Annotated in this window: 16 protein-coding genes; 10 read left to right on the top strand and 6 right to left on the bottom strand. The window is 69.6% G+C overall.

Translation table 11 applies throughout. From position 1 onward, the window contains the following. Positions 1-41: 41 nt before the first annotated feature. Together GGQ80_RS00570 and GGQ80_RS18365 are read right to left on the bottom strand one after the other, a co-directional pair. Entirely contained in the window at positions 42-3,137 is a 3,096-nt protein-coding gene (locus tag GGQ80_RS00570; RefSeq protein WP_183981756.1) for a TonB-dependent receptor plug domain-containing protein, read from the bottom strand. Positions 3,138-3,154: 17 nt separating this feature from the next. After that, the gene (locus tag GGQ80_RS18365; RefSeq protein WP_246346765.1) at positions 3,155-3,325 is read right to left on the bottom strand and encodes a hypothetical protein; all 171 of its coding nucleotides are present in this window, start codon (positions 3,323-3,325) and stop codon (positions 3,155-3,157) included. Between the two features lie 66 nt (positions 3,326-3,391). Here GGQ80_RS18365 and GGQ80_RS00565 point away from each other — a divergent pair, with 66 nt between their 5' ends. From GGQ80_RS00565 to GGQ80_RS00550, 4 genes are read left to right on the top strand one after another with little or no spacing between them, the layout of a single operon-like run. After that, a complete protein-coding gene (locus GGQ80_RS00565; protein ID WP_343050713.1) occupies positions 3,392-4,801 on the top strand; it encodes a glycoside hydrolase family 140 protein in 1,410 nt (469 codons plus the stop codon). After that, entirely contained in the window at positions 4,798-7,926 is a 3,129-nt protein-coding gene (locus GGQ80_RS00560) for an alpha-L-rhamnosidase (RefSeq protein ID WP_183981755.1), read from the top strand. The genes GGQ80_RS00565 and GGQ80_RS00560 overlap by 4 nt, the downstream gene beginning before the upstream one ends. A 20-nt stretch (positions 7,927-7,946) precedes the next feature. Then, positions 7,947-8,615, top strand: a complete 669-nt coding sequence (locus tag GGQ80_RS00555) for an aspartate/glutamate racemase family protein (protein ID WP_183981754.1) — start codon at positions 7,947-7,949, stop codon at positions 8,613-8,615. Continuing rightward, positions 8,612-9,859: an MFS transporter gene (locus GGQ80_RS00550; RefSeq protein WP_183981753.1), complete on the top strand. Its 1,248-nt coding sequence runs from the start codon at positions 8,612-8,614 to the stop codon at positions 9,857-9,859. The genes GGQ80_RS00555 and GGQ80_RS00550 overlap by 4 nt, the downstream gene beginning before the upstream one ends. 3 nt (positions 9,860-9,862) lie before the next feature. On the opposite strand, the gene GGQ80_RS00545 is transcribed toward GGQ80_RS00550, so the two are convergent. The 4 genes from GGQ80_RS00545 to GGQ80_RS00530 all read right to left on the bottom strand — a co-directional run bounded on the left by GGQ80_RS00545 (position 9,863) and on the right by GGQ80_RS00530 (position 15,469). Beyond that, positions 9,863-11,134, bottom strand: coding sequence for a four-carbon acid sugar kinase family protein (locus GGQ80_RS00545; protein WP_221364111.1), 1,272 nt, complete (start codon positions 11,132-11,134; stop codon positions 9,863-9,865). Next, on the bottom strand, positions 11,131-12,402 hold the full coding sequence (locus GGQ80_RS00540; protein WP_183981751.1) for a ribulose-bisphosphate carboxylase large subunit family protein: 1,272 nt from the start codon (positions 12,400-12,402) through the stop codon (positions 11,131-11,133). The genes GGQ80_RS00545 and GGQ80_RS00540 overlap by 4 nt, the downstream gene beginning before the upstream one ends. Next, positions 12,402-14,228, bottom strand: coding sequence for a beta-L-arabinofuranosidase domain-containing protein (locus GGQ80_RS00535; RefSeq protein WP_183981750.1), 1,827 nt, complete (start codon positions 14,226-14,228; stop codon positions 12,402-12,404). Before GGQ80_RS00535 ends, GGQ80_RS00540 begins: the two co-directional genes overlap by 1 nt. Positions 14,229-14,350: 122 nt before the next feature. After that, the gene (locus tag GGQ80_RS00530; protein ID WP_221364110.1) at positions 14,351-15,469 is read right to left on the bottom strand and encodes an extracellular solute-binding protein; all 1,119 of its coding nucleotides are present in this window, start codon (positions 15,467-15,469) and stop codon (positions 14,351-14,353) included. Between the two features lie 80 nt (positions 15,470-15,549). Between GGQ80_RS00530 and GGQ80_RS00525 the strand changes: the two genes are divergently transcribed. Genes GGQ80_RS00525 through GGQ80_RS00500 form a run of 6 tightly spaced genes read left to right on the top strand, consistent with a single transcriptional unit; the run spans position 15,550 to position 22,001 of the window. Beyond that, entirely contained in the window at positions 15,550-16,737 is a 1,188-nt protein-coding gene (locus tag GGQ80_RS00525; RefSeq protein ID WP_183981748.1) for a CaiB/BaiF CoA transferase family protein, read from the top strand. Then, positions 16,734-17,180, top strand: coding sequence for a MaoC family dehydratase (locus GGQ80_RS00520; protein ID WP_183981747.1), 447 nt, complete (start codon positions 16,734-16,736; stop codon positions 17,178-17,180). Before GGQ80_RS00525 ends, GGQ80_RS00520 begins: the two co-directional genes overlap by 4 nt. Before the next feature lie 3 nt (positions 17,181-17,183). Beyond that, positions 17,184-18,191: a sugar ABC transporter substrate-binding protein gene (locus GGQ80_RS00515; RefSeq protein ID WP_246346764.1), complete on the top strand. Its 1,008-nt coding sequence runs from the start codon at positions 17,184-17,186 to the stop codon at positions 18,189-18,191. Beyond that, positions 18,191-19,669 (top strand): sugar ABC transporter ATP-binding protein, encoded by a 1,479-nt coding sequence (locus GGQ80_RS00510; RefSeq protein WP_183981746.1) that lies wholly within the window; start codon positions 18,191-18,193, stop codon positions 19,667-19,669. Before GGQ80_RS00515 ends, GGQ80_RS00510 begins: the two co-directional genes overlap by 1 nt. A gap of 11 nt (positions 19,670-19,680) precedes the next feature. Beyond that, positions 19,681-20,820 carry an ABC transporter permease gene (locus tag GGQ80_RS00505; RefSeq protein WP_183981745.1) on the top strand — a complete coding sequence of 380 codons (1,140 nt, stop codon included), beginning with the start codon at positions 19,681-19,683 and terminating at the stop codon, positions 20,818-20,820. After that, positions 20,817-22,001 carry a CaiB/BaiF CoA transferase family protein gene (locus GGQ80_RS00500; protein ID WP_183981744.1) on the top strand — a complete coding sequence of 395 codons (1,185 nt, stop codon included), beginning with the start codon at positions 20,817-20,819 and terminating at the stop codon, positions 21,999-22,001. The genes GGQ80_RS00505 and GGQ80_RS00500 overlap by 4 nt, the downstream gene beginning before the upstream one ends. Positions 22,002-22,056: the final 55 nt, after the last annotated feature.

The following is a 22,056-nucleotide window of genomic DNA, read 5'->3' as shown; positions in this document are numbered from 1 at the left end:
AAATGCCCCCGGTCGTGGTGACCGGGGGCAGCGGGGAAAGCTCAGAAGCGGATGCGTGCGCCGGCGTAGTAGCGACGGCCGATCGGATCGTAGGTGCCGGCGGCAGTTTCGGTGCCGGTGACGCTGCCGATCAGGCCGGTGATGATCCGCGGCGGCTGGACGTCGAACAGGTTGTTGGCGCCGCCGTAGAATTCGAAGCGCTCGGCGACTTTGAAGCGCATCTGCAGGTCGGTGTAGAAGTACGGCTTCACCCGGAAATACTTCTTGTCGGGCAGCGAGCCGTCGGCGAGCAGGAAGCGGGCGCGATACTGGTCGTCGAGGTACGAGGCGCCGATATACTGGCCGTTGACGGTAAAGCCGAAGCTGTCGCTGTCATAGCCGACCGACACCTGGGCACGATCGCGTGGCGAGTTGATCTCGCCGTCGATGCGGTCGACCGCCGCACCGGTCAGCGGGATGCTGGTCTGGCGGATGATGTGGCTGTAGCTGACCTGGAACAACGCATTGGCGTCACCCAGGCCGATACCCGCAAGGCCCTGGCGGTAGGAGGCGGTGGTGTCGATCCCGCGGATCGCCGCGCCGCCGCTGTTCACCAATGCGGCGTTGATCTGCTGGATCGAGCCGGCGCTGTACGGTCCCGATGCGACCGTACGGCGCGAGACGAGGCCGCAGAACAGCGGGTCGTTCTGCGAATAGCAGCGCTGGAGGATATAGTCAGTGTTGGTGCGCGCGATCGCGTCGTCGAGGCGGATGTTGTAATAGTCGATGGTCAGCGCGAGGTTGCGCAGCGCCGGGATCGATACCGGATTGACGACGACGCCCAGCGTATAGGTGCGCGCCTTTTCCTCGCGGATGTTGGGGTTGCTCGACGATAGCGTGCCGACGCCCTGGCGGTCGGTCTGGTTGAGCGTGAAGATGCCGCCGTTCGCCTGGATGTTGGCGAGGACGCCCGGTGCTGCGCGGCAGACGTCGCTCGTCGTGCCGGTGCTTATGGCGGTGACCCCGGCGCATGGATCGTTGACGGTGCCGATGCCGACCGTCGGCGCGGCGTAAAGCTCACCGATGTTGGGCGCGCGGACCGCGCGGGCATAGACGCCGCGCAGGCGGATGTCGGCAACCGGCGCCCATTCCGCACCCAGGTTCCAGGCGTAGAAGGTGCCGACGGTCGAATAGTCCGACACGCGGCCCGCCGCGCGCAGTTCGAGCGAGTGGAAGAAGGGCGTGTCGCGCAGGATCGGCACCGACAGCTCGCCATAGGCTTCCTTGACGTCGAAGCTGCCCGACGTGTTGGTCAGCTGGACATAGCCGTTGCGCGCGACGTTCGAGAGCGGGTCGAAGTCCTCGCGGCTGCTTTCCTTGCGATATTCGGCGCCGATCGCGACCTGGAGCGGGCCCGCAGGCAGGTCGAATACCGCGCCCGAGATGTTGGCGGCGGCGACCTGCATCGTCTGGCGGGCATTGCGCAGCGACGTCGCCTGGACATAGGCGATCGCTTCGGGCGAGATCTTGCCGAGGCCGTAGACGTCGATGGGGACGCAGCCCTGTGCGCGCGCCTCGGCACTGGCGCAGACCGCGTCCGTCGTGCTGCCGTTGCGGTTGACGTCGTACACGTCGCGGACGACGTCGAGCGCCTGGACGAAGCGATCCTGGTTGACGAGGCCGGTCAGTGACTGCGACGCCTTGGTCTCGCCCCAGCTGTAATAGGCTTCCCAGTTCCAGCGTGAACCGATCTTGCCCTCGGCGCCGGCGACCAGGCGCAGGTTGGTGCGCTCGACCGGCGCGAAGCGCTGGCCGCCGCCGAATTCGACAAGGCGCTTGGTCAGCGACACGTCGCGGAAGCCGTCGCCGTTGGTGTCGGTCGCGAGGTTGTAGAGCGCGGTCGGCACCAGCGGATTGACGACGCGCGTCGTCTGCGCCGGGTTGTTCGGGTTCACCGCCAGGCCTTCGATATTGTAGCGGCCGTTGCCCTGGCGGAAGAGGCCGAGGTTGCCGGTCGGGACCAGCGGCAGCGGCTCCATGAACGTCTGCGACCTCACGCTGGCGTAGGTGCCCTCCATGAAGACGTTGATGTTGCTGCCGACCTCATAGTTGCCGCGGCCGGCGAACATATAGCGTTCGAGCGGAACGGCGATCGCCTGGTACGGCGTGCGGTCGAAGCCGTCGGTCGCGCCGACGAAGGGGCGGACGGCGCCGGTGGTCGGATCGATGATATAGGTGCCGGTGCCGGCGGCGAAGGTGCCGGCCGGCACGACCGTCGAGCGATTGGGCTGCGCCAGGAACAGGTTCTGCGCGGCGGTCAGGTTCGCGTCGGTGCGGTTGTTGCTGCGCTGGAGCGCGCCGATGCTGGTCTGGTCGGTGACGCTGCGCGCACGGTCGACCGAGCGGACGAGCCCCTGATTGGTATAGCCGCCATAGAGCATGATATTGCCGCGGCCGTCGCCGAAATTGTGGCCGAGCGTCAGGTTGAGCGTGTACTGGCTGTCGTCGCCCTGTTCCGACACGCCGGCCTGGACATTGGCCTCCAGACCTTCGAAATTCTTCTTGTAGATGAAGTTGACGACGCCGGCGATCGCGTCGGACCCGTAGACGGCGGAGGCGCCGCCGGTCAACACGTCGACCCGCTCGATGAACGGCGACGGGATCATCGTCAGGTCGACCTGCGCGGTGCCCGGCACGCCCGCCACGACGCGGCGGCCGTCGATCAGGACGAGCGTGCGGTTGGCGCCGAGGTTGCGCAGGTTGACGGTGGCGAGACCGGCGCTGGCGGTGCCGAAGTTGGAGATGTTGCGCGACTGGCCCGGCAGGCCGAACGCCGGGTTGAGCTGGAGCACGTCCTGGATCTCGACGCGGCCGGTGCTGGCGATGTCCTGCGACGTGATCGCCTGAAGCGGGGAGGGCGAGGTGACGGCGCTGCTGCGGATGCGGCTGCCGGTGACGACGATGTCGCCGGGGGCGTTATCCTCGCTTGCAGCGGTCTCGGCAGGGGTGGTGGCGACGACGGGCTCGGCGGGCGGCGGTGTCGTCTGCTGCGCCTGCGCCGCGCCGCCGATCAGCAGCGCTCCGGCGCTACCCCCGGTCAGCAACAGCCCGCGCAGCAGCGCCGTCGCGGCGGATCGCGATGTCGAACCCTTCATCATGCTCCCTCTCCCATCCCTCACTTTGTTTCTTGGGATGACGGGCAACGCTGCGCGGCGTGATGCATTGGCGGCCGAATGGCGTCGCTGTCCTCCCCTTGGCTCTTCATACCAGCGAAGCGGCGATAAACGAAAGCGGTATTTTCGATAATCTGCGTTTCGCGCATTCCCCAAAAGAAATTGACAATCAAGGCGCGGCGTCGCTAGCTCGTCCTGCCCGGCCGCAATGTCGGCAGGACGGGCGGCGGGAGCGGATCGTGACGGGCATTTTCAGCGGTTTGGCGGGCAAGGCGCTACGCCGGGTGACGATCGTTGCCGGATTGGTTTCATTTGCTTCGCCCACGATCGCCGCGACCGCGACACCGCCGCTGCGCGTGTCGGCGAACGGCCACTATCTGACCGCGGGCGGCAAGCCGTTCTTCTGGCTCGGCGATACCGGCTGGCTGCTGCTCAGCCGGCTGAGCCGCGACGAAACCGATCGCTATCTGGCCGAGCGGCGGCGGCAGGGTTTCAACGTCGTCCAGGTGATGGTGCTGCACACGCCCGAGATGACGACGGTCGACGGCGTCCCCGCGCTCGACGGCGGCGATCCGGGCAAGCCGCATGTCACGCCGGGCAGCGATCCGGCCAGGGCCGGCCAGTACGACTATTGGGATCACCTCGACTGGGTGGCGGCGCGGGCCGAGGCGAACGGCATGTACCTGGCCTTGGTACCGGCCTGGGGATCGCTGGCGTCGGGCGGCCAGCTGACGGTGGAGAGTGCGCGCGCCTATGGCCGGTTCCTTGGCGAGCGGTATCGCAGCCGACCGAACCTCGTCTGGCTCAACGGCGGCGACACGCCCTCGGAGAACAAGACCGCGGTGTGGGAGGCGCTGGGAAGCACGATCAAGCGCTACGATCCAGGCCATCTGATGACGTTCCACCCGATTGGTCGCACCGACAGCGCGTGGCAGTATCACGAGGCGCCGTGGCTCGATTTCAACATGCTCCAGTCGGGGCATCGCTCCTATGCGCAGGAAGGGCCGAGCGCGCGGGCCGAGGATAACTGGCGCTATGTCGCCGAGGATTGGGCGCGCACCCCGGTAAAGCCGGTGATCGACGGCGAGCCGTCGTACGAGAATATCCCCCATGGCCTGCACGAGGCGGGGGCGCCGCGCTGGGGCGCCGACGATGCGCGCCGCTATGGCTGGTGGGCGGTGATGGCGGGGGCGTTCGGCCACACCTATGGCGAGAACAACGTCATGCAGATGATGGTGCCGGGGCGGTGGAAGCCAAGCTTCGAGGCAGACCGGCGCTGGGACGTGGCGCTGACGGCGCCGGGCGCGGAGCAGATGCGCTACCTGCGCGCCTTTTTCGAAGCGCGGCCGATGCTCGAGCGTCGGCCCGACCCGACGCTGATCGTCGACCCGGGCGCGCGCTACGACCGCGTGCTGGCGAGCCGGGGCGATCGCTATGCCTTCGCGTACAGCTATAGCGGGCGGCCGTTCACGATGCGGTTGGGCGTGCTGCCGGGGGGACGGGTGATGGCGCACTGGTATTCGCCGCGCGACGGGCGGAGCGTGGCGGCAGGGACGTTCGCGAACCGGGGCACGCATCGCTTCGATCCGCCGGGGGCGACGGCACCGGGCAACGACTGGGCGCTCGTCGTCGATGCGGTGGCGCGATGAGCATTCGCATCGTCGATCTGCGCGCCGAGCAGCTGACCCGGCCGATCGGCATCGAGGTGGCGCAGCCGCGGCTGTCGTGGCGGATCGAGAGCGACCGGCGGGGTACGCGGCAGACAGCGTATCGGGTGCGCGCGGCGTTCGACCCGGCGGCGCTCGATCGTGGCGAGCTGGTGTGGGACAGCGGCGTGGTCGAGGGCGGAAGGACGCTCGACGTCGTCTATGCCGGGCCGCCGGTCGCGCCGATGCAGCGGCTGTGGTGGACGGTCGACGTCACCGACGAGCGGGGCGAAGTGGGTCGTGCCGAGCCGACATGGTTCGAGGCGGGGCTGGGCGGCGACGGCTGGCTTGGCGCGTGGACCGAGGCGGAGGACGCGGAAGCCGCGGCGGACCGTGCCGCGGGGCTGCAGTGGATGTGGTCGGCCGAACCGCTCGACGGCCGCCCGCATGGCTTCCGGCTCGACTTCATGGCGCCGGACGATGTCGAGCGGGCCGAGATCCTGCTGTCGGGCAAGGATCACCTGCGCGGCGTCTGGGTCAACGGCGTGCCGGCGACGCTCGACCGGCCGTTCGGGTTCGAGACCGCGCTGCCCTTCTGGGGCACGCTGACCGCGTTCGACGGCACGGTGACGGCGGGGACGAACAGCGTCTGCGCGCTGGTCGAGGCGGAGACGACGGGGTTCTTCCCGGTCGACGGCGGCGCCTTCGCCGCGCTGATCCGGCTGCACCGGCGTGATGGCAGCGTCGAGCGGATCGTCAGCGGGCCGGCCTGGCGGGTCTGCCCGGCGCCGGCCGATGGCTGGACCGAGCCTGGAGCGGACACGTCGGCGTGGGCCGCGGCACAGCCAAGCGGCGCCAACGTCGCCAACGATCCGCGCCCGGCCGAACCGGCGATGCTGCTGCGAACGTGCTTCACGCCGCGCGCGCCGGTTTCGGCGGCGCGACTCTATGCGACCGCCCTCGGCGCCTATGATGCGACGATCAACGGCGTACCGGTGTCGGCCACGATCCTCGCGCCCGAGATGAGCGTCGCGCGCGACCATGTCTTCTACCAAAGCCATGACGTCACTGCGCTGATCGCCGAGGGCGAGAATGTGCTCGGCGCGATGGTCGGCGACGGCTGGTATGCGAGCGCGTCCGGCTGGCGGATCGAGCGTTATGGCTTCGGCCCGGCGCCGCGGCGGTTCCGGGCGCAGCTGCGGCTCGACTATGCCGACGGCTCGCACGAGTGGGTAGCGACGGACGGCGACTGGCGGATCGCGCGGTCGGCGATCCTTCAGTCGGAAATCTACGACGGCGAGATGCTGGATGCGCGGCTGGAGCAGCCGGGATGGGAAGCGCCCGGCTTCGACGCATCGGGCTGGGACGTCGCCAGGCTGGGCGAGGCGCCGACGTGCCGGCTGATCGCGCAACCGTCGCCAGCGATCGAGCGGATGGGACGGATGCGGGCGGTGGCGGTGACCGAGCCTTCGCCCGGCGTCCATGTCTTCGACTTCGGGCAGAATTTCGCGGGCTGGGCGGTGATCCGGGCGCACGGGGCTGCGGGCACGACGATCACCGCGCGCTTCGCCGAACTGCTCGATGGCGACGGCCGGGCCGACATGGCGAACCTGCGACTGGCACGCGCGACCGATCGCGTCACGCTGGCGGGGACGGGCGCGGCGGAGACGTTCGAGCCGCGCTTCACCTATCACGGCTTCCGCTATGTCGAGGTCGAGGGCTATCCGGGAACGCCGGGTGTCGAGGATGTCGAGGGCGTTGTCGTCCATTCGGCCTGCGGCACCACCGGGTCGATTCGCTTCGCCGATGCGCCGCTGCTCCAGCGAATCTTCGACAATGCGATGTGGAGCCAGCGGTCGAACTTCTTCTCGGTGCCAACCGACTGCCCGCAGCGCGACGAGCGGATGGGGTGGATGGGCGACATCCAGGTGTTCCTCGACGCCGCCGCGTTCAACATGGACGTCGCGCCGTTCATCCGCCGCTTCCTGATCGAGGCGCGGAGCGCGCAACGCGACGACGGCGCCTATCCGATCGTCGTGCCCCAGCCGCTGTCCTTCCCCGACGTGACAACCGCGGGGTGGAGTGAGGCGGGGATCATCCTGCCGTGGCAGCTGTGGCAACGCTATGGCGACACCGCGGTGATCGATGAGAACTGGGCGGCGATGGAGGCGTGGATGGACCATGTCGCCGCGCGCAATCCCGACCATGTCTGGCGCCACGAGCGCGGGCTGGACCTGGGCGACTGGCTGTCGGTCGATGCGGTGAAGCCCGACGACGAGACGACGCCGCGGGTATTGTGCGCGACCGCCTATTGGGCGTGGAGCGCGGCGCTGATGGCGGAAATGGCGCACGTCACCGGGCGCGACGAGGCGGCGGCACGCTATGCCGGGCTGCGCCATGCGATCGACAACGCCTATGCGGCCGAGCTGGTCGACGCGGACGGGCGCTGCGGCAACGGCAGCCAGACCAGCCAGGTGCTGTCGCTGTGGATGGGCCTGGTGCCGGAAGATCGACGCGCGGCGGCGGCGAAGCTGCTGGCCGACGACATCCGCGCGCGGGGCGACACGCTGTCGACGGGGTTCCTGGGCACGCCCTATCTGCTCGACGTGCTGGCGGACGCGGGGCGCTGGGACGTCGTCGCCGACCTGCTGCTCCAGACGCGCTATCCGTCGTGGGGCTATATGCCGAGCGTCGGCGCAACCACGGTGTGGGAGCGGTGGAATGGCGACACCGGCGACCTGTCGATGAACAGCTACAACCACTATGCCTTTGGCGCGGTGGTGGGGTTCTTCTATCGCCGGCTGGCGGGGATCGCGCCGGCAAGTCCCGGCTTCGAGCGGATGCGGATCGCGCCGCATTGGCTGCCGCAGATCGGGCGGGTCGAGGCCGACTATGATTCGGTCGTCGGCCGGATCGCCACCGCGATCGACGGCGATGCCGACGGACTGTCGCTGCTGGCGCTGACGGTGCCGGCGAACACCATCGCCGAGGTCGTCCTACCGCTACGCGACTGGCGCGAGGGCGGGACGGCGATCGACGCCCATCCCGACGTCAGCGACGTGGAGCGCGCCGGCGACGTCGTCCGCTTCACGGTGGGTGGCGGCACCTATCGCTTCACTATCGCCTGATTTTCCTGGGAGAGCCGATCATGGCCACATTGGGCCTCGTCCATAATTCGCCGATGCTGGCGCCGATCTTCAACGAGATCGCCGCGCGGGTGATGCCCGATGTGCGCATCCTCCACTTCGTCGACGAAAGCACGATCAAGAACACGATCGCCGCCGGGCACCTGGAGAAGGCGACGATGCGCCGCGTGATCCAGCTGGTCGGATCGACCTTCGACGCGGGGTGCGACGCGACGCTGGTGACCTGTTCGTCGATCGGGCCGGCGGTCGACATGGCGGCGCTGCTCTACGACCAGCCGGTGCTGCGCGTCGATCGCGGCATGGCGGGGAAGGCGGTGGCGACGGGCACGCGGATCGGCGTCGTCGCAACGCTCAACACGACACTGGCGCCGACCGCCGAGCTGGTCCGCCGGGTCGCCGCCGAACAGGGGCGCGCAATCGAGTTGGTCGAGCATCTGTGCGAGGGCGCGTTCGATGCGGTGATGGCGGGCGACGGCGCCACGCACGACCGGATCGTCGGCGCTGCGCTGACCGATGCGATGCGCGATGTCGACGTCATCGTGCTGGCGCAGGCGTCGATGGCGCGCGTCGTCACGGCGCTGCCCGAGGGCGCGGTAAAGGTGCCGGTGCTGTCGAGCCCCGAGCTCGGCATGGAGCAGGCGCTCAAGGCGTTGCAGGGCCTGGCCAAGTGAAGAAGCGCCATAGCGTCCTGGCGCTGCTCGCGACGCTGTCGGTCCTGACCTTCCTCGACCGGATGGCGATCGCGGTCACGGGGCCGGCGATCCAGCGCGAGCTGGATATCACGCCCGATCAATGGGGCTGGGTGCTCGGTGCCTATGTCATCGCCTATGCGGTGTTCGAGATCCCGTCGGGCGCGCTGGGCGACGCGCATGGCTATCGCAAGGAGCTGACGCGGATCACCGTCTGGTGGTCGTTCTTCACCGCGATCACCGCGCTGTGCCGCAATTTCTGGCAGCTGGCGACGGCGCGGTTCCTGTTCGGGCTGGGCGCGGCGGGGGCGTATCCCAACATGACGGGCGTGCTCTATCGCTGGCTGCCGGCGCGCGAGCGAGCGCGGGGGCAGGGGACGATCTGGGCGGCGAGCCGGTTCGGCGGGGCGATGGCTCCGCTGCTGCTGGTGCCGCTGGAGGCGACGTTCGGCTGGCGCGCGGTGTTCGTGGTGCTGGGGCTGATCGGCTTTTGCTGGGCGATCGCGTGGCGGCGCTGGTATCACGACCGGCCGGCGGACCAGCCGGGGATCACCGCCGAAGAAGTCGCGACGATCGGCGGCGACGAGGGGCATGGCCATCTCGGCACCCCATGGCGGCGGCTGATGGCGTTGCCGCAGCTGTGGCTGATCGCGGTCGCCTATTTCTTCTATGCGTTCGGCAGCTGGTTCTTCTTCAACTGGTTCCCGACCTGGATGGTGAAGGGCGCGGGATTCAGCGTCGCGGAGATGGGGCTGTACGGCTCGATCCCGTTCCTGCTGGGCATCGTCGGCAATCTGGCGGGTGGCGTGCTGTGCGACCGGCTGGCGGCGCGGGTGGGTCTCCGCGTGGCGTATAGCGCGATCGCGGCGACGTGCCTGACGATCACCGCGACGTTGCTGGTGGCGATGAGCTTCGTCGACGACCGGGTCCTAATCGTGGTGCTGGCCGGCGCGGCGTTCGGGATCATGGACCTGATGCTGCCCGCGGCGTGGGCGATGTGCATGTCGATCGGCGGGCGGTTCGGGGGCACGGCGAGCGGACTGATGAACACCGCCGGCAACCTCGGCGGCTTCATCTGCACCGTCGTTATCGGCTATGCCATCGCGCGCACGGGCGATTACGACCTGCCGCTGCGCGGGGTGGCGGCGATGGTGCTGGTGGCGGCGGTGCTGTTCGCGCTGATCGATTGCACGCGCGGGTTCGATCACAAACCGATCGAGGCGTGAGCGTCAGCCGCCGCGGCGGACGACCTCGACGAAATCCTCGGACCCCATCTGCCCGCCCTTGAGGACGAGTTCGAGCCCGTCGACCGCGGCGTCGGCAGCATGGGCGCGGACGAGCGGGGCGCCGGCTTCGATCGGTGCAGCCCAGGTCAGCGCATCGATCCCAAGCTGGGCGACGCCGTGGCTGGAGGTATCGCCGCCGGCGAACAGCAGGCGGCGGATTCCGGTACGCGCGACCGTGGCGGCGGCGACGCGGCCGAGCGCGATGCCGAGTGCTTCGCCCGCCGCCGGGGCGTCGGACAGCGGGCCTTCGGCGGACTGGATCACGGCGCGACCGGTGTCGGCGAGGGCCGCCGTCGCCCGGGCGATCAGGGAGTCGGTCTCCGCCTGCTCGCCGCGCAGGATGGCGGGGACGTTGGCGGCAATGGCGGTATAGCCGCCGGCTCTGGCGCGGGCGAGCTGACGCGCGGTGACGGGCGAGCAGCTGCCGCTGACGACGAGGAGGCGGTCGACGGGCTCGGCGCGGACCTTTGTCGGCGTCGCGCCGATCAGGCCGGCAGCGCGCCAGGCCAGGACGAGCGCGCGGGTGACGCCGGAGCTGCCGACGGCGAACCGGATGGCGCGCCCCACCAGAATCTGGCCGGTGATGGCCAGGTCCTCCGTCGTCATCCCGTCGAACAGGACCGCGTCGTTGGCGGATGCGGCATCGAAGGCTTCGTCGGCGCGACCGGCGTGGAGTGCCTCGAGCGAGACGTGGCCGATCGTCGCGTCGGTCTGGGCGGCGAGGTGGCGGATCAGGTCCGCCTCGTGCATCGGCGTGACCGGGTGGTGCGCCATCGTCGGATGGCGGTCGATGCGATGGACGGCGGAGCCGCCGGCGGCGAACAGCGTGGCGAAGGCGACGTAGCGGCGCAGGTGCGGCGCGCCGACGACGATGGCGGCGGGGCCGCCGAGCTGCGCGAGACCGATGTCGAGCGCTCGGCCGATCGAGCCCACCACCGGGCTGGAATCGAACGTCGAGCAGGTCTTGTAGTGGACGATGCCGGCCGGGTTCAGCGCTGTCAGGAGCGCGGGAAGCTCAGCATCCATCCACGCGGGCGTGCGGCTGCGCGCGTCGCCGGCGAGGCCGATCGCGCGCGCATCGGGGAAGCGGGCGCGCAAGCGCTCGTCGGGCGCACGCAGGAACAGGACGGCGGGGACGCCGCCCTCCGCCAATTGCTCGAGGACGTCGGTGCTGCCGGTGAAATCGTCGCCGTAATAGGCGTAGAGCGGCGTCACCCGCCGAACGCGCCCAGCGCCGCCTTCAGTTCGGGCGAGTCCTTTGCGGCTTCCTCGACGGCGGCGCCGGCGATCGCGGCGTCCCATGCCTGGCGCAGCGCGCGTACGCCCGCCGCGGGGCCGCCCGGATGCGCCATGATCCCGCCACCCGCGGCGAACATGCAGTCGACCGAGCCGAGCGCGGCATAGGTCGGCGCGGCTTGGCGGACCGACTGGCCCGACGAGAAGACGGGGATGATCTCGCAGCCCTGGTGGGGCGGGTCGAACATCGGCGTCAGGCATTCGCGCGCGGAGGCGATGACGCTGTCGTTGGGTTCGCAAAATTTGTTGTCGATGCCGTTGACATGGGTGTGGTCGATGCCGGCGAGGCGCCACAGCTTCTGATAGGCGATGAAGCTCATGCCGAGCGCGGGCGAGCGGCCGAGCATCCCCCAGCCGTTGCGGTGGCCGTGGATCGGCAGCCGCGAATGCGCGCGCAGCTGCTTCATCGCGGGCAGGCCGATCGAATTCATGCTCGCCATGATGCAGGTGCCGCCGTTGGCGACGACATGATCGTGGCGGGCCAGCATCTCGTCGACGTCGCCGGTCAGGTTGGCGGCGTACATGACCTTGCGGCCGGTGCGGTCGGCATGGTCGTTGATGACGCGCATGACGGCGGCGATCCGCGCGTCGAACGGGCAGTGCGGGCCATCGGCCTGAAGCTCGTCGTCCTTGATAAAGTCGACCCCCGCCTCGACGAGCACGCGGACCTGTTCGGCGGTGGCGTCGGGCGACAGGCCGACGCTAGGCTTGATGATCGTGCCGACGATCGGGCGATCGTAGACGCCGGTCAGCCGCCGCGTACCCTCGACGCCGAATTGCGGCCCCTGGTAGCGATCGAGGAAGGCCGGCGGCAGGACGATGTCGGTAAGCTTGAGGCCGGAGAAGGCCTTCAGTTCCGACAGGTTGCCCGCGATCGTCGCGAGGAGGTTGGGGAGCGACGGCCCCATGTTCGACAGCGGCCACGACAGCACGACGCGGGCGCGGCGGCGGCGGCCGTCGCCACCGTCCTTGGGCAGGCCGGAACCGGGCAGCGAGGGCGCTGCGACGTCGCCGAATTCCTCGATCGCTTCCACCCGCGCGGCATGCGCTTCGCGCAGTTCGTCGGTTTCGCCGGGAACGCGGACAAAGGTGCCGGTCGACTGCTCACCGGCCATCGTCGCCGCCGCCTGGTCGAGCGGGAAGGCGGTTTCGATCTCGTAGGTGGCGGTGATGCGCTGTTCGGTCATCACGCGGTCTTGAAATAGGTCGTCGAGCGTTCGGTATCGACGGTGTGATAGGGGATGAAGACCAGGTTGCGGCCGCCGACGGTGGTCCGGTACGCCTCGTCGGCGCCGGGCATCGGCTCGAGCGCGCGGGGCAGCGCGATCGCCTGCTTCTCGATGCCGTCCCACGGATTGATACCGACGTACATGATCGCGCCACGCATCACCGCCTGGGTGTTCGGATTGCGATCGTCGATCGGCAGCGTGCGCAGCGGCTGCGGGACGACGAGGTCGATGGTGTCGCCCGCCTTCCACCTCCGATCGACCGTCGCGATCGTGCCGGGCGTCACCGCCTGCGGCTGGCCGTTGACCTTCAGCGAGGCGCCCTTCGTCCAGGCGGGAATGCGTAGCTTCATCGCGAAGCGGCCGTCGCCCGCCTCGCGCACCGTCAACCGTACCGCATCGGCGGCGGGATAGTCGGTTTCCTGCGACATCAGCACCTGACCGCCCGGCCGCTGCCAGCGCACCTCGGACGGAGTGTAGAGGTTCACCAGCAGCGAGCGGTCGTCGTGGAAATAGGCGTTGAGGACGTAGTCGGCGACGGTCTGCACCAGCGTGCCCGAGCAGCACGGCCATTTCTGGTGATAATAGCGCTTCTCGCCCGCCGCGCCGTAATCCGAATAATAGGGATAGCCGCCGTCGCTGTCGGGAAAGCGGGTGGCGAGGATGGTGTTGTAGAGCGTGCGCTCCAGCCCGTCGCCATAGCGCGCGTCGCCGGTAAAGCTGATGAGATAGCGCGCCAGCTTCAGGTCGGCGAAGGCGCCGCACGGCGTTTCGAAATGCGCCTTCGAACTGGCGAGGCTGGCGGCGAGGCGGCCCTGGTGGAGCGGCACGAACTGCTCCTCCGGCCCCCAGCCGCCGCTGGCGAAGCGCTGCGGCTCCATGAAGGTCCAGGCGTTTTCCAGTGCCTTGCGATATTTGGCATCGCCGAGGTGGAGATAGGCCTGCCCGCCCGACGACAGCGCGATGGTGTGGCTGTAGGCGTGCTTGCCGGGAAGCACGTCCTGGCCGGCGGCAAGCGGATCGAACCATTCCTTGTCGAGCAGGTAATGAACGGCCATCTGGCGATAGCGGTCGTCGCCGGTGATCTCGGCGACGTGGAACAGGTTTTCCGGCATGACGTAGGTTTCGTCATAGGGCGGATCGACCTTGCCGACGCGGTCGCGCGAGATCGGCGAGATGTACGGGCGGCATTTCTCGATGACGATCGGCAGCAGCGTCTTCGCCTGCTCGACGCCGCTCAGGCGATAGGCGTCGATCAGGCCGACGACGTATTTGTCCATGACATAGGCGGCCCACTGCTGTTGCGCCTTGGGACCGGCATAGGGGTTGGACGCCTTCACGAACGCCTTGCCGAAGCCGTCGACGAGCGCGGCGACCTTGGCATGCGCCGCCTTGTCGTTGGTGGCGGCGGCGAGGCGAGCAAGGCCGGAGATATACTGGCCGAGCGTCAGCCCGGGGACGAAGCCGTCGCGGTCGTACCAGCCACCCATGTCGGGGCCGGGCGCCGGCAGGCCGGCGTTTTCGCGGAAGACCTTGAGCACGCGATCATTGTCGAGCGCGAGGTAATGCGCGTGGATATGGTCGAAATGCCGCTTCAACCGGCCGCCGGTCAGCGTGACCGCGCCATAGGGGAATTCCTGCATCGCGACCGGGGCCTTGCCGGCCTTCGCGGCAGGCAACGCGGCGGCGAGCGCCGGGGCGGCGGCGAAGCTGGTCGCGGCGCCGGCGCAGGCCGCGCAGTGGATGACGTCGCGGCGGGAGAGATCCGCCCCATGGGACTGGTGCATAGACATCCTCTGTTCGACTGTGCGTCCGGTCGGGCCGGATCGTCGGGTTGCGCGCCAGCCTAACAGCTATGCGCCACTTTGCAATTACGTCGTTCTGATTGATATACGAAAAAATACGAAAGTCAGCGGCGGTGGCGTCGGTGCAGGTCGTTGAGGCGCGCAATAACCGATGCGCCGTCGTCGATCCCGCCGAGCGCTGCATCGATCAGCGCCGACGCCTCATGCTGGAAACGCATGTAGCCGGCGTGTCTCGGCCGCAGCCACGCGGCGTCGAGCGTTTGGCGGGTGGCGGCGAAGAAGTCGCCGGTCGCGGCGTTGACGGTCGCATCGCGCCAGGCGGCGTCATGGCCGGGCTGGCCCCCGTTTGCGGCGTAGAGCGTCGCTTGGACGGGACCGGAGGCGACCCAGCAGGCGAAGGCCCGAGCGGCCTCGATGTCATCGCTGCGCGCGGAGACGGCGATGCCGGTGCCGCCGAGTGCCGAGCCGGCTGAGCCCGCAACCCCGACCGGCGCGAGATCGGTGAAAGCGATACGGGCCGGGCGGAAGCCGTCGCGCGCGTAGCTGACGTAGCCGTAGATATAGGGCGCGACCGCGATGGCGGAGTCGCGTTCGCTCATCGCGTCGAGGATCGCGATCGGATCGTGGTGGCGGGCATCGGGACCGACGGCGTCGGCGAGCTTGGCGAGCATCGACCAGGCGCGTGGCCCGATTTCTCCATCGAACAGTATGTCGCCATCGCTGTCGGGCGAGCGCTCGAGCTGGCCGCACAGCGTGAACAGCGTCATCAGCGCATGCGGCGGGCGGAGCGGGCAGGCGAGCCGGCCTTCTCGGGCCAGCGACAGGATCGCGTGCCAGTCGGCGACCGGGCCGTCGATCCGGCCCGGCACCCAGGCCTGAACCTGCGCGGCGGCGTCGATCGGCAGCGCCCATTGCCGGCCGGCGTAACGATAGCTGGGAAACGAGGCGCCGACGCTGCCCGCCGCGATCTCCGCCAGCGTCGCGCTTTCGGTAAAGGGGACGAGGCAGCCCGCATCGACGATGCCGCCGACGTGCGGATGGTCGATGACGATCAGGTCATAAGCGGCGGCGAGGTCTTCGAGCGGATAGGTCTCGAAATCCTGCAGCGAGCGCGCGTCCCATGCGATCGTCGTGCCGGTCTCGGCCGCCCACGCCGCCGACGCCGCCAGCAACGGATCGAGCCCGCGCGGATGATTCCACGTCATTCCCTTGAGCGCCGTCATCATCCCCTCATTGACATGATTTGCTAGTGAACATAGCGTGCATGCACAAATAAAGAAAGCGACCGGGGTGGATGCGTCGAATGGATGAAGGCTTGCGCATCGACGCGCCGGCGGCGGGGCATGAGCCCTTGCCGCTCGACGGGCTGACCGTCCTTGATTTCAGCCAGTTCCTCGCCGGCCCCTCGTGCGCGCTCAGATTGGCCGATCTCGGTGCGCGCGTGATCAAGGTGGAGCGGCCGAACGGCGGCGACAGCGGGCGCGACCTGGCGCTGGCAGGGCAGCGGTTCGGCGATGCCTCGGCGCTGTTTCACACGATCAACCGCAACAAGGAAAGCTATGCCGCCGACCTGAAGGATGCGGGCGTGCGCCCCCGAATCGAGGCGTTGATCGCGCGCGCCGACGTGCTGATCCACAATTTCCGCCCTGGAATCATGGAGCGGCTGGGACTGGGTTACGAGGCGGTGGCGGCGCTGAATCCGCGGATCGTCTACGCCGGGGTGTCGGGCTATGGCACTGAGGGGCCATGGCGCGACCGGCCGGGGCAGGACCTGCTGCTCCAGGCGTTGACCGGGATCGCGCGGCTGTCGGGCGATCGCGACCAGGCGCCGACGCCGGCGGCGCTGCCGATCGTCGACATGGCGGCGGGCACGCAGCTGACGCAGGGCGTGCTGGCGTTGCTGGTCCGACGCGGGGTGACGGGGTGTGGCGGGCGCGTCGACGTCAGCCTGCTCGATGCCGCGATCGACCTTCAGCTGGAGCCGTTCACGGTGTTCCTCAACGGCGGCGGTGCGCCGGAACGGGGGGCGGTGCGCAACGCCAACGTCTATCTGGCGGCACCCTATGGCATCTACGATACCGCCGACGGGCATATCGCGCTGGCGATGATGCCGGTCGATCGGCTGGGCGAGGTGATCGGCAACGAGCGGCTGGCTGAATGGCCGGCGAACGCCTGGCTGGGGGAGCGCGACGCGATCAAGGCGGAGATCGCCCGGCACCTCGTCACCGGCACCACGTCGGAATGGCTGGCGCTGCTGGAGGCGGCGGGGCTGTGGGCTGGCGAGGTGCTCGACTGGCCGGCGCTGGTCGAGCGGCCCGGCTTCGTCGCGGCCGAGGCGATCCAGACGATCGGCAGCGGCGAGCGGGTGATGCGGACCACCGTGTCGCCGATCCGCATCGACGGCCGTCGGCTGCGCTCGCCGCGTCCCGGCCCGGCGCTGGGCGAAGGCAACGGGCGGATCGACGCCGAACTGGATGAGGACGCACGATGATCGTCGAGCAATATTTCGAGGACTACGCGATCGGCAGCAGCCGCGAGAGTTTCGGGCGGACGATCACCGAAACCGACTTCGTGGTCCATGCCGGGCACACCGGCGATTTCTTCCCGCATCACATGGACGCGGACTGGTGCGCGACGCAGGATATCGGCCAGCGGATCGCGCATGGGACGCTGGTGTTTTCGGTCGGGATCGGGCTGACCGCGTCGACGATCAACCCGCATGCGATGTCGACGGGCTATGACCGGCTGCGCTTCGTGCGGCCGGTGCATATCGGCGACACGATCCGCACGATCACGCGGATCGCCGAGAAACGCGACCATCCCAAGCGCGCGAGCCATGGCGTGGTGGTCGAGGCGGTCGATATCCGCAACCAGCGCGACGAGACGGTGCTGGCGTGCGAGCATCTCTACCTGGTCGCGCGGCGCGACGGCTGAACGATGCGGCGCGCCACTCGCCTGCTGATGCGAAGGGTCGGGGCGGGGCTGGTGCTGGTCGTCGGCGCGGCGTCGGTCGGCGGGCTGGCGCTGCGGGTGCGCGCGGGTGAGGCGGCCGCGCCCGTGACGGTGGCAGCGGATGCGCCGCGCTATGGCCTGGCAAGCGCCGGGCTGAGCTATCCTTTTGCCGCGGCGGTGGCGAAGGGGTTTGCCGATGCGGCGGCGAAGGCGGGGGCGCGGGCGATCGTGCTCGACGCGCGGGGCAGCGTGCAGAAGCAGGCCAACGACGTCCAGGACCTGATCGTCGGCGGCGTGAAGGGGATTGCGGTGATGCCGCTCGACGCCGTCGTCGCGCAGGCGTGGGTGGCGCGCGCGAACGAGGCGGGGATTCCGATCGCGGCGGTGGCGGCGCAGGTCGGCGATCCGCGGACCCGAGCGGCACGTGACGTCTATCCGGGGCTGGTCGGCCTCGCCACGCAAGACGAGGTGGCGGCAGGGCGTGCGGCGGGCAGGCTGGCGGCGCGGCTATTGCCCAAGGGGGGCGTGGCGCGGGTGGCGTTGATCGAGGGCGCCGCCGGCTTTCCCGAGGTCGAGCAACGGGCGCGGGGGTTTCACCGCGGGCTCGACGCGGCGGGCGCATCCTATCGTATCGTTGCGGCGCAGCCGGGCAACTGGACGTCGGAAGGCGGCGAGGCGGCATGCCAGAACATCCTGGTCGCGCATCCCGACGTCGACCTGTTCTTCAGCGAGGCCGACGACATGGTGATCGGCTGCGCGCGGGCGGTACAGGCGGCGGGATCGACGGCGCGGCTGATCGGGCTGGGCGGATCGAAGCTGGCGATCGCGCAGATCAAGGCCGGGGCGGTCGATGGCACGGTCTGCTTCAAGCCGGAGGCGCTGGGTGCGCTGGCGTTCGCGGCGTTGCACCGGCCGACGGGCAAGCGATTCCTGACCTATCCGCTGCCGGCGATCACCGCGGGCAGCGCGGCGCAGTGCGTGGGGCAGTGGTGATGCCGCTGCTGTCGGCGCGGGGGGTCGCGATGCGCTATCCCAACGGCACCGTCGCGCTGCGCGGGGTCGATCTGGACGTGCCCGCGGGACGGGTGACGGCGCTGGTGGGCGCGAACGGCGCGGGCAAATCGACGCTGATCCGCATCCTGTCGGGCGCGGCGCGGCCGACCGGCGGGTCGCTGGAATGGCTGGGGCAGGCGACCGCGTTTCGCCGGCCGGTCGATGCGCGGCGGGCGGGGATCGCGACGATCCACCAGCATATCCCGCTGGTGCCGACGCTGAGCGTCGCCGAGAACATCCTGATCGATCGCGGCGGCATCGCGCGGACCCAGGCGGGGGATCGCGAGGCCGTAGCGGCGCTGCTGGCGCGGCTCGACGCGCGGATCGACCCCGATGCACGGGTGGGCGACCTCGGCATCGGCGATCGCCAGGCGGTCGCGATCGCGGCGGCGCTGGCGGTCGATGCGAAGCTGGTCATCATGGACGAGCCGACTGCGTCGCTGGCGGGGCATGAGCGCGCGGCGGTATACCGCGTCATCCGCCAGCTGGCCGACGAGGGGCGGGCGGTGCTGTTCATCTCGCACTTCCTCGACGAGATCGTGCGCCTGAGCGACTGGGTAGCGGTGCTGCGCGACGGCGGGATCGTGCTCGATGCCGAGACCGACGCACTGACCGAGGCCGATATCGCCGGGGCGATGGCGGGGCGGCAGTTCGTGGCGCTGGCGCGGCGGGAGCGCGCGGGCATGGGCGAGCCGCGGCTGACGGTCGAAGGACTGGCGACGCCGGCGCTGGCCGAACCGGTGAACCTGAGCGTCGCGCGCGGCGAGATCGTCGGGCTGGCGGGCTTGCTGGGATCGGGCCGAAGCGAGTTGCTCCACGCCATCTTCGCCGCCGATCGCCACGCGACGGGCCTCGTCGGCGTCGATGGCGAGCCGGTCGGGCGCAGCGTCGAGGAAAGGATCGCGGCCGGTATCGCGTTGGTTGCGGAGGATCGCGTGGGCCAGGGCCTGGTGCCGGCATTCGACATCCGCCGCAACGTCGCGCTGCCGGTCGGTGGCGGCTGGCTGGTCGACGACGAGGCGGAGCGTGCCGCCGCGGCGCGGGCGATCGAGACGCTCGCCATCAAGGCGCAAGGCCCGGAGACGGCGGTCGCGGAACTGTCGGGCGGCAATGCGCAGAAGGTGACGATCGCGCGCTGGCTGAGGCCACACACGCGCGTCTTGCTGCTCGACGAGCCGACCGCGGGCATCGACATCGGCGCCAGGAGCGAGATCCTGCGGTTGATCCGCGGGCTGGCGGACGAGGGGATGGCGATCGTCGTCGCCAGTTCCGACTTTGCCGAGCTGCTGGTCTTGGCGGATCGCGTGCTGGTGCTGCGCGACAAACGCATCATCGCCAGCCGCGACGCGGCGGGGCTCGACGAGGACACGCTGATCTTGCTCGCGGGCGGATCGGCACCACAAGGATCGGCATCATAAGGATTGGCGACATGAGCGATGCCATCGGCTGGCGGCGGAGCTTCGGGCTGCGCGAGGCGGGGGTCTATTATGCGCTGGCGCTGCTGATGGCGGTGCTGGCGCTGGCGGCGGCGGCGAACGGCTTGCCGCCCTATTTTTCGACCGGCAACCTGACGAACATCGCGTACCAGGCGTCGCTGGTCGGGATCATGGGCGTGGCGATGACGATCGTCCTGATCACCGGCGCGTTCGACCTGTCGGTGGCGTCGGTCGCGGCGCTGGCGGCGGCGGTGCTGATCGGGCTGTCGCCGGTAATCGGTTTTCCGTTGGCGCTGGTGGCGGCGCTGGCGACGGGCGCGGGCATCGGGCTGGTCAACGGCGCGATCGTCAACCTGATCGGCATCAACGCCTTCATCGTGACGCTGGGAACGCTGACCGCGGTGCGCGGGCTGGTGATGGTGCTGACCGACGGACGATCGCTGATGGTCGAGGATCCGACGGTACTGGCGCAGATGCTGGCGTTCGAGCGGACGCGCGTGCCGGCGTTCTGGCCGCTGCTGCTGCTGGGATTGGCGGCGCTGGCGGTGGGTGTCGGCATGATGCTGCGACGGCGGCGCCAGGGCCGCGCGCTGCGGCTTGGGTTGATGATCGGGGCTGCAGTGATGGTGATCGCCGCGCTGGCGGCGGGGCCGGGCTTCGCGCTGCCGGTGACGGTGGCGTATCTGCTGGTCATCACCGCGGTCGCGGCGCTGGTGCTCTCGCGCACCGTCGTCGGGCGGCGCTTCTATGCGACCGGCGGCAATGCCGAGGCGGCGCGGCTGTCGGGGATCGACGTGACGGCGTACAAGATCGGCGCCTTCGTGCTGTCCGGGCTGGCCGCAGGCTTTGCGGGCGCGCTGTTCGCCAGCCGGCTGGGCGCGATGAACCCGACCGCGTTGCAGGGCACCGAGCTGACCGTCATCGCCGCCGCGATCCTGGGCGGCACCTCGCTGTTCGGCGGGGCGGGCAGCGTGGTGAAGACGGTGGTCGGCGCGCTGATCCTGTTCACGCTGACCAACGGCTTCAACATCCTGAACCTGGGGGCGAGCTATCAGGGGCTGGTCGAGGGGACGGTGGTGATCGTCGCCGCCGCGATCTATACCGTCGGCGGGCGCAGGGGTGTGGCCGCATGAGCGGCGGGCGTCCGCTGGAGGGCCTGCTGGTCCTCGACATGGCGCAATTCCTGGCGGGACCGATGGCGGCGCTGAAGCTCGCCGACCTCGGCGCGCGGGTCATCAAGATCGAGCGACCGGGCACGGGCGACATCGGACGGACGCTGTACCTCAGCGATACGCGGATCGGCGGCGACTCGACGCTGTTCCACGCCATCAACCGCAACAAGCAGAGCTTTGCCGCCGACCTGAAGGACCCCGCCGACCTGGCTGAGGTCGAGGCGCTGATCGCGCGCGCCGACGTCGTCATCCAGAACTTCCGCCCCGGCATCGCCGAGCGGCTGGGGATCGGCCGCGCGGCGTTGCGCGCGCGGCATCCGCGGCTGATCCATGCGTCGATCTCAGGCTATGGCGAAGAGGGGCCGCTGGCGCGGCTGCCCGGGCAGGACCTGCTGGCGCAGGCATTGTCGGGGGTGATGTGGCTCAACGGATCGGCAGGCGACGGGCCGGTGCCGGTGGGGCTGTCGATCGCCGACATGCTGGCGGGGCACGCGCTGCTGGAAGGCATCCTCGCGGCGCTGGTCCGGCGCGGGATCACGGGCGAGGGCGCGGCGGTGGAAACGAGCCTGCTCGAGGCGATCGTCGATTTTCAGTTCGAGGTGCTGACCACGCATCTCAACGACGACGGCCGGCCGCCGCAGCGCGCGGCCGTCAACAATGCGCATGCTTATCTGGCGGCGCCCTATGGGGTGTACGCGACCGCGGACGGGCATCTGGCGCTGGCGATGACGCCGCTCGACAAGCTAGCGCGGCTGATCGACCTGCCGGCGCTAGCAGCGGTGACCGATGGGTTCGCCGAGCGTGATGCGGTGAAGGGGCTGATCGCGGCGCGGCTGGCCGAGCGGACGACGGAACAATGGATGGCCGCCTTGCGCGCCGAGGACGTGTGGTGCGCGCCGGTGCAGGACTGGCCAGTGCTGATGGCGAGCGAGGCGTTCCAACGGCTCGACATGTTGCGCACGGTGGCACGGGACGGCGCGTCGCTAGTGACGACGGCGAGCCCGATCCGCATCGATGGAGAACGTGGCGGCAGCGCGGCGGCGGCACCGGCGGTTGGCGCCGACACCGCGGCGCTGCGAGCGGAATTCGGTTTGGACCCAGCGCTATCTGCACCGCCTCCGAGGCCCGGGGCTTTCGATTAATTTTTGTTTCTCGGCGAGCGCGTCGAAAACGCTGCAAATCGACAATCGTACTTGG

The organism is Sphingomonas jinjuensis, from assembly GCF_014197105.1.
GTDB classification, from domain to species: Bacteria; Pseudomonadota; Alphaproteobacteria; order Sphingomonadales; family Sphingomonadaceae; genus Sphingomonas; species Sphingomonas jinjuensis.
Note: the sequence above shows the minus strand (reverse complement) of the source record. Positions and strands in the feature narration are given on the sequence as shown.

Coding starts and splice junctions, on each gene's coding strand:
- GGQ80_RS00570 (WP_183981756.1), bottom strand. CDS start 3,137: ATGATGAAGGGTTCGACATCGCGATCCGCCGCGACGGCGCTGCTGCGC.
- GGQ80_RS00560 (WP_183981755.1), top strand. CDS start 4,798: ATGAGCATTCGCATCGTCGATCTGCGCGCCGAGCAGCTGACCCGGCCG.
- GGQ80_RS00555 (WP_183981754.1), top strand. CDS start 7,947: ATGGCCACATTGGGCCTCGTCCATAATTCGCCGATGCTGGCGCCGATC.
- GGQ80_RS00540 (WP_183981751.1), bottom strand. CDS start 12,402: ATGACCGAACAGCGCATCACCGCCACCTACGAGATCGAAACCGCCTTC.
- GGQ80_RS00535 (WP_183981750.1), bottom strand. CDS start 14,228: ATGCACCAGTCCCATGGGGCGGATCTCTCCCGCCGCGACGTCATCCAC.
- GGQ80_RS00530 (WP_221364110.1), bottom strand. CDS start 15,469: ATGACGGCGCTCAAGGGAATGACGTGGAATCATCCGCGCGGGCTCGAT.
- GGQ80_RS00525 (WP_183981748.1), top strand. CDS start 15,550: ATGGATGAAGGCTTGCGCATCGACGCGCCGGCGGCGGGGCATGAGCCC.
- GGQ80_RS00520 (WP_183981747.1), top strand. CDS start 16,734: ATGATCGTCGAGCAATATTTCGAGGACTACGCGATCGGCAGCAGCCGC.
- GGQ80_RS00515 (WP_246346764.1), top strand. CDS start 17,184: ATGCGGCGCGCCACTCGCCTGCTGATGCGAAGGGTCGGGGCGGGGCTG.
- GGQ80_RS00510 (WP_183981746.1), top strand. CDS start 18,191: ATGCCGCTGCTGTCGGCGCGGGGGGTCGCGATGCGCTATCCCAACGGC.
- GGQ80_RS00505 (WP_183981745.1), top strand. CDS start 19,681: ATGAGCGATGCCATCGGCTGGCGGCGGAGCTTCGGGCTGCGCGAGGCG.
- GGQ80_RS00500 (WP_183981744.1), top strand. CDS start 20,817: ATGAGCGGCGGGCGTCCGCTGGAGGGCCTGCTGGTCCTCGACATGGCG.